We start from the raw sequence: 15,511 nt of genomic DNA on the forward strand, positions 1-15,511 counted from the left end.
TAAATAATTCTAATGAAAAAAAGGAAATCCACCATCCGTGTAGAATAGGTAATTATAGGGGAGTGCAAGGGAGCTGTGGATGAGTTTTTCATTTTCTAATTCTTCAATTGAAAATCTTAAGAACCAGATCGATATCGTTGAGGTAATCGGACAGGTGGTTCAGTTAAAGAAGGCAGGATCTAATTTCAAAGGTCTCTGCCCATTTCATAATGAGAAAACTCCGTCTTTTGTAGTATCTGAATCCAAACAATATTTCACATGCTTTGGTTGTAGCGCTTCCGGCGATGTGATCGAGTTTGTCAAAAGGTACTATAATCTTGAATTTGGCGAGGCTGTGGATAAACTGGCTAAGGATCATGGCATAACCATGGAACATAGCGCCAGTTATGATGATAATAGAAAAGAATATTATGAAGCCAATAAGCTGGCGGCAAGATTCTTCTATGCTTCCTTTACACAGAGGGCCAATCGTGGCTATGCTTATATGAAGAACAGGGGAATATCGCCTAATATATTGAAGAAATTCGGCATCGGTTACGCTGATGAAAAATGGGACAGCCTTTATGAACATCTTAAATCACAGGGCGTAGACGAGAAAATAATGCTTGAGACCGGTTTGATACTTCAGGGGAAGGGTAAATGTTATGACAGGTTCAGGAATCGTGTGATTTTCCCTATAATCAATACTTCGGGAAAGGTCATAGGATTTGGAGGCAGAGCCATAGACCCTGAGGATAATCCTAAGTATCTGAATTCTCCTGAAAGCAAGGTGTTCCAGAAGAAGAACAATCTTTATGGACTGAATATAGCCAGACAGAGCGCCGGCAGAGAGGGATATCTCATATTGGTAGAAGGTTATATGGATGTCATATCCCTTTATCAAAGCGGCGTGACTAATGTGGCGGCGTCACTGGGCACGGCACTTACGGACAACCAGGCGAAGCTAATACACAGATATACCAAGGATGTAGTTTTGTCCTATGATGCAGATACGGCAGGCAGAGCGGCCGCGCTGCGAGGCATAGAGATACTTAAAGGTCAGGACTGCAGAGTACGAGTCCTTCATGTAAACGATGGAAAAGACCCCGATGAGTATATAAAGAAAAACGGACGGGAAGCTTTCCTCGACCTGGTAAGCAATGCTTTGTCCTATGGTGATTATAAACTTGAGTCTGCTAAGATCGGCCTGGACCTGAAAACTGAAGACGGTAAGATAGACTACATGAAGAAAGCTCTGGATATGATCAACAGGATGAGCCCGGTTGAGCAGGATATTTACAAGAGAAAGCTTTCCAGAGAACTGGGTATATCTGAAGTCGCTATGGATATGGAATTGTCAGAAGAGAGAACAGAAAAAGGTGGCAACGAGGCCGCAAGGCGAAGGGAACCTGAGCAGGAAACGACAGAGGAGATATCATCTGTAGAACGTACGCTGGTCAAGTTGTTCCTGACCAATGAGAGTTTTATAAGCCAGTTGGCAGAACACAGAGAATTGCTGGAAAGCGATTTTTCAGCCAACATATATGATATGGCTGTGAAAGAAAGAGAAAAGAATGACATTATCGATATAGAACTGATAATGGATAATCTGTCTGACAAGGACAGGACGACGTTAAAGGATATTATGGATAATGTAGTCATAGATAAAAAAAGTCAGGATCAGGTCTTTCGTGAGTGTATTGACCGTTGGAAATATGAAAAACTGTCGAAAAAAGAGCGCGATATAATCGTCAGGCTCTCTATGGCAGATGAAAACGATAATGTAGATATTGTAAAGCAATTAACAGACGAACTGATGAAAGCCCAGAAGGAAAAAAATCAGATCCAATTGAAACTTAAGTAGAATAGGGGAGTATAATGAGCGCAGATACTAAGAAAAAGAAGACAAAGGAAGAATTCGATGATGCCTTGGATCAGGAAGCTAAGGACGAGCCGAAGACTGACGACTATACTGATGACAAGGTAGCCGGAATGACTAAGGAACAACTTAAGAATGAACTCATAGGGAGACTTGTCAAGAAAGCCAAGGAAAAGAAGAACGTCCTGACATATAGCGATATGGCTGACTTCCTTGACTCTTATGACTTGGACAAAAACGCCATCGATGAAATATATGAGTCTCTTTTGTCAAAGGATATTGAAGTTACTTCTGAAAGTGAGCCTGAAGAATTCGGCATGATCATGGACCATGATGATGACGATGACGATGACGACGATGCAAAAGGCGTAGTCATGACTAAAACAGGCGAGATCGATGTGGATGCTACGGTTCCTAAGGGAATCGCTGTGGACGACCCTGTCAGAATGTATCTTAAGGAAATAGGAAAAGTGCCTCTACTGACGGCAGAAGAAGAAATAGAACTTGCTAAACGTATGGAAGCAGGAGATGAAGAAGCCAAGCAGAGACTCTGTGAAGCCAATCTGAGGCTTGTAGTCAGCATAGCCAAACGTTACGTAGGGCGAGGCATGCTGTTCCTGGACCTGATACAGGAAGGAAATCTGGGACTTATTAAAGCCGTAGACAAATTCGATTACAGAAAAGGATATAAATTTTCCACATACGCCACTTGGTGGATAAGACAGGCAATAACCAGATCTATAGCAGATCAGGCCAGAACAATAAGGATACCTGTACACATGGTGGAGACCATAAATAAACTCATCAGAGTTTCCAGACAGTTGTTACAGACTTACGGCAGAGAGCCGACGCCTGAAGAAATATCCAAGGAAATGGGTATCACAGTAGACAAGGTACGCGAGATACAGAAAATAGCTCAGGAACCAGTATCGCTGGAAACTCCTATAGGAGAAGAAGAAGACAGTCATCTTGGAGATTTCATACCTGATGAGGATGTACCGGCGCCTGCAGAAGCAGCGGCATTCTCTATGCTGAAGGAACAGCTGGTAGAAGTACTGGACACATTGACCGACAGGGAACAAAAGGTATTGAAACTGAGGTTTGGCCTTGAAGATGGCAGATCCAGAACCCTGGAAGAGGTAGGCAAGGAATTTGATGTTACCAGAGAACGTATACGTCAGATCGAGGCCAAGGCCCTGAGAAAATTGCGCCATCCAAGCAGAAGCAAAAAACTCAAGGATTATCTGGAGTAGTTTCATGAAACTGAACGATAGACTAAGAAAAATAGCTAATGAGATCAAAACAGGCGAAACCATGGCGGACATAGGAACAGACCATGGTTTTTTGCCTATATATCTGAATGAACGCGGCATAAGTCCTTATGTGGTATTCAGCGATATAAGCAAAGGGTCTTTGGAAAAGGCCAAGGCAAATTGCAGGGAGCAGATGATCGATGATAATTATGATTGCAGGCTTGGCGATGGCCTTGGAGTACTTGCGCCGGCTGAGGTGGATGATATAGTTATCGCAGGCATGGGCGGCAGCCTCATATCCGATATAATCGGAGAAGAACCTGAGCTATCTCACAGTTTCAAAAGGTTCATATTGCAACCGCGAAATAATATTGGCAAACTCAGACGCTGGCTGTTGGCTAACGGTTACGAGATCACCAATGAACAGATGGCCAGAGAGGGCAGGTTTATCTGTATAATCATTACAGCCGAGTATTCCGGAAAGACTGATTCTTTTGAAGACGAATCGGATGCATTCTTCGAATATCCTACATGGCTGCTGGATCACAGAAACGAACTTACAGTAGAATATCTGCAAAGAGAATTCAAGAAAGAACAGAAAATAGTCGATAACATTAGTAAGAACAGCAGTAACGCAGGCAGTGACAGTGAACCTGCCCGTGAGTGTGTTCACGCTATAGAGCAATTACTGAAGGAGTTGAGCTGATATGAAAAAAAACAAATTCACTGAAATAATCGAATCCATATGTTCGCCGGACTTAGCTGAGGACTGGGATAACTGCGGTTATCAGGTAAACACAGAGTTCCAGGATGTGGAGAGGATACTTGTTGCACTGGAAGTGACTGATGAAGTCATAGAGGAAGCAATCGAGACAGAATCCGATATGATAGTAACTCATCATCCCCTGATTTTTGGCGGTCTCAACAGTGTCGATAATGAAGACACTACAGGCAGGTACATCAACAGATTGATCAGGGCCGGCATATCAGTGTATTCGTGCCATACATCATTTGACAAGATGGAAGGTGGGAATAATGATTACCTGGGACAGGTACTTGAACTCAACAACATAGAGCCTTTTGACAACGGAAATGATTTCTGCAGGAAAGCCGTTACGCCTTTCGAGGTGACTTTTGCCGAGTTCATACACCGCGCAGCCGAGGCCCTGGAGATCAATGAAAAATTCTTCAATGCCTGCGGTGATCTGACCAGGACTATATATTCTGTAGGCTGGTGTACAGGCTCGGGAGTTGAATTTATTGAAGACGCCGTTGATGAAGGCTGCGATCTCTATATAACAGGAGATCTGAAGTATCATGATGCCCAGAAGGCGAAGGCAATGGACATATGCGTGTTGGATGCCGGCCACTATGGCACAGAAAAAATCTTCGTGGACAACATGGCTACTATACTGAGCAGGAAAACAAACTGCGAATTAATTAAATCAAAGATTGATATTAATCCGTTTATATGTTAGAATATCAAGTCATGGGTAGACCAGATGATCGCGTGCGCAAGCATGAGGAAAGTCCGGGCTCCACAGAGCAAGGATGCCGAGATAACGTCCGGCGTAGGTAACTATAGGGAAAGTGCAACAGAAACACACCGCCGAAACGGGTAATGCCGTGGTAAGGTTGAAATGGTGAGGTAAGAGCTCACCGGCGTCATGGAAACATGGCGGCCGTGTAAACCCCATCCGGAGCAAGGTCGAAAGGGCAGTAAGACGGTTGCTCGCCGTCGCCCGGTAGGTGGACCGCAAGAGCGTGCAGCGATGTTACGCCTCAGATAGATGATCGTCTAATACAGAACCCGGCTTATAGGGCTACCCATGATTTTTTTATACAATTACGATACAGAAAGGTGATTTTTTGGACAAAGAGAAAAATAACAAGAATTTGGATAAGAAAAAGTATAATGAAAAACTTGATACTGAAATAGAAAATGACGCCAATAAGATGGGTACTATGCCTGTCGGTAAGCTTCTGGCATCTATGGCGTGGCCTGCAATTGTGTCCATGACCATAAATGCCTTGTACAATATCGTAGATAGTATCTTCGTAGCTATGTTAAGCAAACAGGCTCTAACAGCTGTATCATTAGTTATGCCCTTGCAGCTGCTGATGATTTCAATGGCGGTGGGAAGTGCTGTTGGAGTTAATTCCCTTATAGCCAGAAGGCTTGGAGCAAGACGATATGACGAGGCTGATCAGGCTGCCGGTACCAGCATAAGAATCGGAGTTCTTAACTTCGTGATTTTTGCCGCAATAGGTTTGCTGTTAGCTAAGCCATTTATGGCGGCATATACTGACGACACACAGATATACAATTATGGAGTGGCGTATCTCAGAATCATTACTACTATGTGCATATTCAGCATGATACAGATACAGCTTGAGAAAGTTCTTCAGGCTACTGGAAACATGATAGCTCCTATGATTATTAGTTTAAGTGGAGCATTGACAAATCTCGTGCTGGATCCTATCCTGATTTTTGGATTACTTGGCGCACCAAGACTAGAGGTTGCCGGAGCTGCTCTTGCAACAGTTATAGGTCAGGCCGTAGGTATGACAGTAGCGCTATTCTTATTCTTTGGTAAAAAACACGATGTTATTATTAAAATAAAAGGCTTTAAAATGGACTGGAAAGTGGTAAAAGACATCTATGGGGTAGGATTGCCATCGATAATAATGCAGTCCATAGGCTCTTTTATGCTTTTCGGATATAACGCTATACTTGCCAGTTCAGCAACAGCTGTGGCTGTACTTGGTGTATATTTCAAACTGCAGTCCTTCGTATTCATGCCTGTATTTGGTTTGAATCAGGGAGCAATGCCTATAATGGGATATAATTATGGTGCCAGAAATCGTAAAAGACTGATGGATACATATAAACATGCATTGATCACGGCATTGGTCATAATGGCTATAGGAGTAGTCATGTTCCAGACAATACCACAGGTACTACTGAAAATGTTCAGTGCTGATGCAGAGATGCTGGCTATGGGAGTTCCTGCCTTACGTATAATCAGCATTTGCTTTATTCCGGCAGCTTTCGGCATTATGTGTTCGACTTTGTTCCAGGGTACCGGCCATGGAGTGTACAGTCTGTTCGCATCACTGCTGCGTCAGCTTGTATGTATATTGCCACTGGCATATGTTCTATACAATTGGCTGGGCATAACATGGTCATGGGCATCGTTTCCGTTGGCAGAAATCGTTGGCACGATTTACTCCGCTGTAATGTTGATGTATTTATACAAGAAAGAAATCAAAAATCTTTAGGGACAAGAGGAAAATACAATGAAATTAGGGATAGACATAGGTTCAACAACTGTAAAACTGGTTTTGATGGATGATGAAAATCAGATACTTTATTCAAAGTATGAGAGACATATGTCGAATGTTTTTGACAAGGTCGAAGAACTTATAGATGAGATGTATGAGAAAATGGGAGATATGCCATTGAAGGCTGTTATTACAGGTTCAGGCGGCCTTTCCCTGGCAAAACTAGTGGGCTTGCATTTCGAGCAGGAAGTAATAGCCTGCAGTAAAGCTGTGGAGGAATTGATTCCGCAGACTGATGTTGCTGTAGAATTAGGTGGCGAGGATGCCAAGATAACATTCTATGGTTCTACTATCGAACAGAGGATGAACGGTACCTGCGCAGGCGGCACAGGAGCTTTCATTGATCAGATGGCTATACTGCTGAATACAGATGCTCAGGGACTGAATGAGGCAGCTAAACACTATGAAATAATATATCCTATAGCTGCCCGTTGCGGCGTGTTTGCTAAAACAGATATACAGCCGCTTATCAACGACGGCGCAGCAGTGCCAGATCTGGCGGCATCTATTTTCCAGGCTGTAGTCAATCAGACTATAAGCGGACTTGCCTGTGGTCATATAATCAGAGGCAAGGTGGCTTTCCTGGGCGGGCCTCTGACATTCCTGTCAGAACTCAGGGCCAGATTTATAGAGACATTGCACCTGAAAGATGAAGACGTGATATTTCCGGACAATTCCAAGTACTTTGTCGCTATTGGTGCAGCTATGCTTACTGATCAGGAGAAGGAAATTAAACTTTCGTCCATAGTGCATAGTATGAAAACTGCCGACCAGACGCAACTGGCGGAGACTAAGCATATAGAGCCTTTGTTCAAATCACACGATGACTATAACACTTTCCTTAACAGGCACAATCAGGATAAAATCAGACGCAGAGATATAAAAAAGGCCAAGGGCAAAACATACCTCGGCATTGATGCGGGATCTACTACGACCAAAGCTACTCTGATAGATAGCGATAAGAATTTATTATATTCATTCTATAGAAGTAATGAAGGCAATCCAGTTGAGGCTGTAAGATGTATGCTGAAAGAACTGTATTCACAATTGCCGGAGAATGCTGTTATAGCAAATACAACGGTCACAGGCTATGGCGAAGGGCTTATAAAAGCCGGGTTCAGAGCTGACCTTGGAGAAATAGAGACTATGGCTCATTATAAAGCTGCGGAGGAATTCCTGCCTGGTGTAGATTTTATTCTTGATATAGGTGGTCAGGATATGAAGTGCATGAAGATAAAAGATGGAGCAATATACAACATCATGCTTAATGAGGCTTGTTCTTCCGGCTGCGGTTCATTTCTGGAGACTTACGCTAAATCAGTCAACCTGGACACGAATGCTTTTGCATCAGAAGCTCTTTTTGCAAAGAGCCCTGTAGATCTTGGCACCAGATGCACAGTGTTCATGAATTCCAAGGTTAAGCAGGCGCAAAAAGAAGGCGCTACCATAGGCGACATTTCTGCCGGCCTGTCTTACTCTGTCATAAAGAACGCTTTGTACAAGGTCATCAAGCTCAGAAATACTGATGAGGCTGGAGATAAGATAGTAGTCCAGGGCGGAACCTTTATGAACAACGCTGTACTGCGAAGTATAGAGAGAATTATTGGCAAGGATGTCGTAAGGCCTGACATTGCAGGGCTTATGGGTGCTTATGGCTGTTCTCTCATTGCCAAAGAAAATTATGTGGCAGGAACTAAATCCTCCATTTTAACTGAAGAAGAACTGGACAATTTCGCAGTTAAGCATTCAAACGGACGTTGCAAAGGCTGCGAGAACCAGTGCATACTTACTATAAATAAATTCAGCGACGGTTCAAGATTTGTAACGGGAAACCGTTGCGAAAAGGGCGCCGGTGGCGAAATGCACGAGAATAAGCTGCCGAACCTTTATGAATATAAATTTAAGAGATTGTTCCAGTATAAACCACTCTCGGATTTCGATGCTAAGAGAGGTACTATTGCTATACCTAGAGTTTTGAACATGTATGAGGATTATCCATTCTGGTTCACATTCTTTACGGAACTTGGCTTTAGAGTGGAATTATCTCCACATTCAACCAAGAAGATATATTCCATGGGAATGGAGACTATTTCTTCTGATACGGCCTGCTATCCGGCTAAACTGGTCCACGGACATATCAAATGGCTGGTAGACCAGGGTTACAAGCTTATCTTCTATCCGAGTCTGAACTTCGAGAAAAATGAGGATCCATCGGCTCCAAATCATTATAATTGCCCGATAGTAGCCACATATCCTGAAGTAATAGCCAACAATATGGATGATCTGCTTAATGAAAATATGGTTAAATTCCTGCATCCATTCCTGCCTTATGACAACGATCTGAGGCTTATGAAAGAACTGGCTGTGAATCTGGCACCTTATCATATTTCCTATGAGGAAGTTAAGCGTTCAGTCATCAGAGCCAGAGAGGAACAGACAACATTTAAAAATGATGTAAAGAAGCAGGGTGAATATGCATTAAAATATGCCAGAGACCATGGAAAGAAGTCCGTTATTCTGGCAGGCCGGCCATACCACCTTGATCCGGAGATCAATCATGGTATAGATAAGATGATCAATTCCTTCGACATGGTAGTACTTTCAGAGGACTCTATCGCTCATATGGCAAGTCTTGCAAGACCGATTCGTGTATTGGATCAGTGGGTATACCATAGCAGATTATACAAGGCGGCTGTCTTTGCCGGAGCCAACGATGATGTTGAACTGGTTCAGTTGAATTCTTTCGGTTGCGGACTGGATGCCGTTACTACAGATGAAGTTGAAGAAATCTGTGATAATAATAATAAATTATATACTGTATTGAAGATAGATGAGGTATCCAACCTGGGAGCAGCCAAGATACGTATTCGCTCTTTGAAAGCCGCTATGGATGAAAGAGAAAAGAATAAGGTCGCCATTACGACGAATAATGTATCTTTCAAGCGTAAGATATTCACCAAATCTATGAAAGAAAACTATACCATGCTCATACCTCAGATGTCGCCCATCCATTTCAAGTATCTGGAGGAAGCTATGAGAGCTTGCGGCTACAATGTAGAACTGTTGCCGCCGGTAGATAAAAATTCTGTTGAAGAAGGCCTGAGATACATTAACAACGACGCGTGTTATCCAACTATAGTAACATTGGGACAGATAATATCAGCCTTGAAATCAGGCAAATACGACCTGAACAAGACTGCTGTATTCATGTCCCAGACAGGCGGAGGATGCAGAGCCAGTAATTATGTGGCACTTCTGAGGAAAGCTTTGAAAGACATGGGCATGGAGCAGATCCCGGTAGTATCATTTAATGCTGTCGGCCTTGAGAAAAACCCGGGCTTCAAGATCACTGCGAAGATGGGATTCATGCTGGCCGTAGGCGTGATCTACGGAGACCTGGCTATGAGACTTTTGTACGCGACCAGACCTTACGAGAAGAACAAAGGCGAGGCCCAGGCAGTGTTAGACAGCTGGTACGACAGAATAGTCGAGAATGTTCTGCATTATAACAAAAAGGACTATTACGCTAATATCAAGGGCATAGTCGAAGACTTCGACAAGATAGAACGTCTGGACATTGAAAAACCTAAGGTTGGCGTTGTTGGCGAGATACTGGTCAAGTATCATCCGAACGCTAACAATAACATCGTAGACACTATTGAGGCCGAGGGAGGCGAGGCAGTCGTATTGGATCTGCTGGACTTTTTCCTTTACGGCATGGTGAACAAAAAATTCAACTTTGAGCACTTGTCAGGGTCATGGTCTTCCATGAAGATCAACGAGCTGGCTATCAAAGGTGTCGAATGGCTCAGGAAACCAATGAGAGCGGCTCTTGCCGAAAGCGAGCACTATACAGAGCCTGCGCATATAGAGCATACGGCTGAAGCTGCTTCACAAATCATTTCTATCGGAAATCAGTGCGGTGAAGGCTGGCTGCTTACCGGTGAAATGGTGGAACTGATCCACGGTGGAGTTGAGAATATAGTATGCCTGCAGCCATTTGCCTGCCTTCCAAATCATGTGACTGGAAAGGGAATGATGAAGGCCATAAGAAAAATGAATCCGAAAGCCAATATCGTAGCCATAGACTACGATCCCGGAGCCAGTGATGTTAACCAGCTTAACCGTATCAAACTGATGATGAGTACCGCCCATAAGAACATGGATGATGCGGCAATATAAGTTTTTGTTGAAAGTACTCCTGTATTGGTGTATAATATCACAGTGATTTTAGTTAAATATTAAATTTTAAATACATAGAAGGAGGTGTCTCCATGGGAAGACACGGTACAATTGCAGGTAGAAAGGCAGCACAGGACTCGAAGAGAGCTGCTTTGTTCACAAAGTATGCTAAGTCTATAACTGTAGCAGCCAAGGATGGAGGAGATCCAGAATACAATTCTGGCCTGCGTGTAGCCATAGAAAAGGCCAGGGGCATAGGAATGCCTAACGATAATATCACCAGAGCTATTAAGAAAGGCACAGGCGAGTTAGGCGGAGCCTCATATGAAGAGCTCAAGTTCGAAGGATATGGAGCAGGGGGTGTAGCAATAATAGTTGATTGTCTTACTGACAATACCAACAGAACTACATCAGCTGTAAGATCTATATTTGATAAGCATGGCGGAAACCTGGGAACTCCTGGTTGCGTATCATATATGTTTACAAGAAAAGGAGTTATCCTTATCGAGAAAAACGATTCTGTAGACGAAGATTCACTTATGGAAGCAGCTTTGGAAGCCGGCGCTGATGACCTTATCAACAATGATGACAGTTTCGAAGTTCAGACAGATCCGGCAGTTTATGCTGATGTAGATGAGGCATTGCGTAAGGCAGGATATGAACTTGTAGAATCAGAGATAGAGTATGTTCCGGCTGTGGAAAGTACACCTGATGACAGAGACTTGAGAAAACTCAAGAAACTGGTAGACTTCCTTGAAGACAATGACGATGTACAGAGTGTTCACAGCAACTGCTCTGTAGACCTGGAAGAAGTAGAATAGTGAGAAATGTGGTGACACTGTAAGAATAACGATTTAATTACGTAATTCTTCCTTTGTCACCATTTTTTAATCTCAGATATTGAATAAATGAGTCATATATAGTATAATAAATTAAGCCTAGAACATACGTTAAGGGCTCTTAATTGAACCTACACTTTTACAACGGGAATCCGAGGTTCGGCAGCGGATGTCATGCCTCCATTGTGTGGACTACAGAATCTGCTGACAGGGTACCCACCTATCTTATTGATAGGCGTCAATTAAGCTCTGACGGTGTTCCGGGTATTTTTTATGGGGAGAGGGATAGAATGAAAAAGAGATTATTAGTAGTAGCATTAGTTTTATCAGTGGCTGTTTCTATGGTTTCGTGTGGAGGCAGCACAACAAGTGCATATGCAAAAACAAGTAAACCGAAAGTGGCCAGCAGGTGTGCCATTGTTGAGGAAATGAGTACAGGTAAGGTCGTTTATAGCAAAAATGCTAATAGCAAGACCAGACCTGCTTCAATGGAAAAGATGATGATTGCTATTGTAGCATTGGAAAACATCAAGGATCTTGATGTGAGAGTAGCTACGGATAAAAGAGATTATGATTATATTAAGACTTTAGGACCAGGGAATTCAACGGGATTTGCCATAGGTGAAAAAGCTACGATGAGAGATTACCTTAATGGAATAATGATCTGGTCTAAAGCTGATGCGGCTATGACAGTTGCAAGATACTGCGGTGGAGGTAGCATCGACAGGTTTATTAAGATGGAAAACGCATTTGCTTCTAAATTGGGACTCAAGCACACGCATTTTGATAATGTTATTGGCTTTGATTCTAAGGGAACATACATGACATGCTCTGACTATGCGAAGTTACTTCGGTATTCTATGAAGAACAAGGAATTTAAGAAGATGTTCACTGGTAAATCCTATACTATAGGCCCAAATAATAAACGTAATAAGGCAAAGACAGTTCAACATGCCGAACTCAGAATAGCGGGAAAAAATTCCTTGATTAAAGGAGGAAAGCGCGGCTATACCGAAAAAGCTCAGAAGACTCTTGCTGCTTACGGAAAGATCAATGGCAAGGAGTATATTAGTATAACTACAGAAGCAAAAGGCACTAAGAATAATAGCTATCCGAATTTTACGGATACAGAAAAAATGTACAACTACATAAAGAGCAAGTAATGCACAGCACTACATTGTGATGTGCGAATTTAGAAACATATCATTGGCATAAGATGCCAATTGAAGATGATTTCTCAGAAGCATACAGCTAGAACAGCGCATGACTTCTTTGAAAAATAATTTAATAAGGAGGCTTACTAATGGAAGGTAAGCAACTAACTCTACGCGGCATGGTTATCGGTGTCATTGGATGCATTATTATCACATGCAGTTCAATGTTCATAGCACTGAAACTAAGCTCGCTGCCATGGCCAATTATGTTCGTGGCTCTATTCTCTATGGTTTTGTTAAAGGCAATGGGTAACACCAACCTTAATGAAATCAACGTAGCTCAGACTGCAATGTCAGCAGGCGCAATGGTAGCAGGAGGCATAGCCTTCACTGTTCCGGGAATTTATATAATGAATCCCAATGCAACTGTCAGCGCCCTTCAACTGACTGTGATCACTCTCGGAGGAGTGATACTGGGTCTGATTTTTACGGCACTTATTCGAAAGTACTTTATTGAAACTGAGGCTCTCCCTTATCCTATGGGCGAAGCCTGCGCAGACACTCTTGTAGCCGGTGATGAGGGCGGTAAGAAAGGTGGACTGCTATTCGGATCACTGGCAGTGGCCGGAGTATTCGCAGTATTGAGGGACTGGTTCAAGATCATTCCTACCACATGGTTCAGTAAGACTATGATGAAATATGGTTCTTACGGTGGTTTCTATTTTTCACCAATGCTGATTGCCATAGGATATATCATAGGTCCTGTTTTCATAGGAGTCTGGTTCCTGGGAGCCTGCATCGGAGATTTCGGTATACTCATGGGAGGTCAGAAATTCGGTTTCTTCACAGCTATTGAAGCAGCAAACATCAAACAGTCACTGGGAATCGGTCTTATGGTAGGTACCGGCATAGGTATTCTGTTGAAAGGCATCCTCCCTAAGGCTAAGTCAATGTTTGGTGCTATGTTCAGTAAGGATAACATCGGTGATTCCATACTCAGCATGAGATGGGCGCCGTTTGCTATGGTCATCCTGGCAGCTGTCTTTACGGTAGTCTGCAATATGGGCGTCATTCCTTCGATCATTACTATCCTGGGTGTGTGGCTAGCTACAGCTATGTCAGCTCAGTGTGTCGGTCAGACCGGCGTAAATCCTATGGAAATCTTTGGTATAATCATATTGCTGGCAGCTAAATGTGTCTCGGTATCTATGGGACAAAGTGAAGCTATTTTTGTTGCGGCTGTAGTTGCAGTTGCCTGCGGTCTGGTCGGCGATGTCATGAATGATTTCAAGGCAGGATATATTCTGCACACTGATCCAAAGGCACAGTGGATATCAGAAGCAATAGGCGGCATAGTAGGCGCCTTCGTTTCTGTCATAGTATTACTTGTAATAATCAAGGCTTACGGGCCTTATGCCATAGGTGATCCACAATTGTTCCCGGCAGCTCAGGCTGGAGCAGTAGCGGCAATGGCCGGCGGCATATCCAATATGCCGGCTTTCCTGATAGGTATGGTAGCAGCGGTCATCCTTTATTGGATGAAATTCCCGGTAATGACCTTAGGCTTGGGCGTGTATCTGCCGTTCTATATGTCAGTAACAGCCTTCGTAGGCGGAGCACTGAGGTTCTGTGTGGAAAAATTTGCTCCCGGCTATGAAGAAAAAACAAAGAATGGTGAAATAATCGCGGCAGGAGTTCTCGGCGGAGAAGGAGTCGTAGGAGTTGTAATAGCACTTATACTGGCGGTGCAGATAATAGCCGGTTAAAGAAGGTGAATACATGAATATAATAGACATTAATAATATTCATGGCTTCAAAATTGGTTCTACAGAAAATGCCGAGGCTGCCACGGGCGTCACGGTAATTATAAGCGAAGCAGGGGCCACTGCGGGCGTAGATGTCCGCGGCGGCGGCCCCGCTACCAGAGAAACCGATTTATTGAAACCAGAGAATATGGTTCAGCAGATCAATGCTGTAGTTCTATCCGGAGGCAGCGCATATGGATTAGAAGCAGCCTCAGGTGTTATGGATGAACTTGAGAAAAGAAATGTCGGATTCGAGACGGGCTTCGGACTTGTTCCGATAGTCTGCGGAGCGTCACTTTTCGACCTCTGCGTAGGAAAATCAGATGTCAGACCTGATAAGGCAATGGGCAGCGTAGCTGTTGAGAAGGCATTCCAAGGATCTTTTGAACACGGTAACCATGGCGCGGGCACAGGTGCTACCGTAGGCAAGTACAAGGGACCCGGGAGAATGATGAAAAGCGGGCAGGGCTCTTCTGCTATAGAAGTTGGAAAACTTCAGGTAGGAGCCATATCAGCAGTAAACGCCTTAGGCGATATATTCGACGAAGAAGGCACTGAAATAGCGGGCATGTTATCAGAGGACGGCATGAGTTTCACTCCAACTGCTGAAATCATAATGAAAGATATGAGTGAGCAGTTTGATGTATTCAAAGGTAATACAACTATAACATGTATAATCACCAATGCTATACTTACTAAAGCACAGTGTACCAAACTGGCGTCCATAGCTCATGACGGATACGCCAGAGCTATCAAACCTGTACATTCTACAGCTGATGGAGATACCATATTCGTTATGGCTTCAGGCGAGGTAGAAGTAAACTTCGACGCACTTGCTGTGGCGGCAACAGATCAGGTTCAAAGGGCAATTATCGATGGAACAAAGAAAGCAGAGTCGGCATACGGTTTGCTGGCCTATTCTGAAAGAAAAAAGTAATAAGGAGACCAACTATGAATAGTCAATAGAAAAACAGAAAAAGCTTTAAAATAGTTTTGAAGTAAAAGAGAGTACAACAAATAAAGCATCAACAGGTGCTTTCAAAATCTGAATATGGAATTAGTGAGTAGAAACAAC

Annotated in this window: 10 protein-coding genes and 2 other RNA genes; all 12 read left to right on the forward strand. The window is 43.3% G+C overall.

All coding sequences use genetic code 11. The features are described from left to right. Nucleotides 1-79: 79 nt before the first annotated feature. On the forward strand, nucleotides 80-1,843 hold the full coding sequence (gene dnaG, locus EV211_RS03460) for a DNA primase (protein ID WP_133528040.1): 1,764 nt from the start codon (nucleotides 80-82) through the stop codon (nucleotides 1,841-1,843). Between the two features lie 128 nt (nucleotides 1,844-1,971). Then, on the forward strand, nucleotides 1,972-3,111 hold the full coding sequence (gene rpoD, locus EV211_RS03465) for an RNA polymerase sigma factor RpoD (RefSeq protein WP_133528051.1): 1,140 nt from the start codon (nucleotides 1,972-1,974) through the stop codon (nucleotides 3,109-3,111). A 4-nt stretch (nucleotides 3,112-3,115) separates the two neighbouring features. Then, nucleotides 3,116-3,817: a tRNA (adenine(22)-N(1))-methyltransferase gene (locus EV211_RS03470; RefSeq protein ID WP_133528041.1), complete on the forward strand. Its 702-nt coding sequence runs from the start codon at nucleotides 3,116-3,118 to the stop codon at nucleotides 3,815-3,817. A 1-nt stretch (nucleotide 3,818) separates the two neighbouring features. Then, on the forward strand, nucleotides 3,819-4,589 hold the full coding sequence (locus tag EV211_RS03475) for a Nif3-like dinuclear metal center hexameric protein (RefSeq protein WP_133528042.1): 771 nt from the start codon (nucleotides 3,819-3,821) through the stop codon (nucleotides 4,587-4,589). Between the two features lie 12 nt (nucleotides 4,590-4,601). Next, an RNA gene (rnpB, locus tag EV211_RS03480) (RNase P RNA component class A) lies at nucleotides 4,602-4,945 on the forward strand. 35 nt (nucleotides 4,946-4,980) lie between these two features. Beyond that, nucleotides 4,981-6,393: an MATE family efflux transporter gene (locus EV211_RS03485; RefSeq protein ID WP_243108541.1), complete on the forward strand. Its 1,413-nt coding sequence runs from the start codon at nucleotides 4,981-4,983 to the stop codon at nucleotides 6,391-6,393. An 18-nt stretch (nucleotides 6,394-6,411) separates the two neighbouring features. Then, complete coding sequence (locus EV211_RS03490) at nucleotides 6,412-10,638, forward strand: 2-hydroxyacyl-CoA dehydratase (RefSeq protein WP_133528043.1); 4,227 nt, start codon at nucleotides 6,412-6,414, stop codon at nucleotides 10,636-10,638. A 92-nt stretch (nucleotides 10,639-10,730) separates the two neighbouring features. Continuing rightward, nucleotides 10,731-11,459 carry a YebC/PmpR family DNA-binding transcriptional regulator gene (locus EV211_RS03495; RefSeq protein WP_133528044.1) on the forward strand — a complete coding sequence of 243 codons (729 nt, stop codon included), beginning with the start codon at nucleotides 10,731-10,733 and terminating at the stop codon, nucleotides 11,457-11,459. A gap of 111 nt (nucleotides 11,460-11,570) precedes the next feature. Then, nucleotides 11,571-11,748, forward strand: a non-coding RNA gene (ssrS, locus tag EV211_RS03500) — 6S RNA. Nucleotides 11,749-11,767: 19 nt separating this feature from the next. Then, complete coding sequence (locus tag EV211_RS03505) at nucleotides 11,768-12,640, forward strand: D-alanyl-D-alanine carboxypeptidase family protein (RefSeq protein ID WP_133528045.1); 873 nt, start codon at nucleotides 11,768-11,770, stop codon at nucleotides 12,638-12,640. Nucleotides 12,641-12,780: 140 nt separating this feature from the next. After that, nucleotides 12,781-14,397, forward strand: a complete 1,617-nt coding sequence (locus EV211_RS03510; protein ID WP_166635355.1) for an OPT/YSL family transporter — start codon at nucleotides 12,781-12,783, stop codon at nucleotides 14,395-14,397. Nucleotides 14,398-14,410: 13 nt separating this feature from the next. Continuing rightward, nucleotides 14,411-15,373 (forward strand): P1 family peptidase, encoded by a 963-nt coding sequence (locus EV211_RS03515; protein WP_133528046.1) that lies wholly within the window; start codon nucleotides 14,411-14,413, stop codon nucleotides 15,371-15,373. Nucleotides 15,374-15,511: the final 138 nt, after the last annotated feature.

Origin of the sequence: Aminicella lysinilytica (genome assembly GCF_004362975.1) — a bacterium.
In the GTDB taxonomy this organism is placed as follows: domain Bacteria; phylum Bacillota; class Clostridia; order Peptostreptococcales; family Anaerovoracaceae; genus Aminicella; species Aminicella lysinilytica.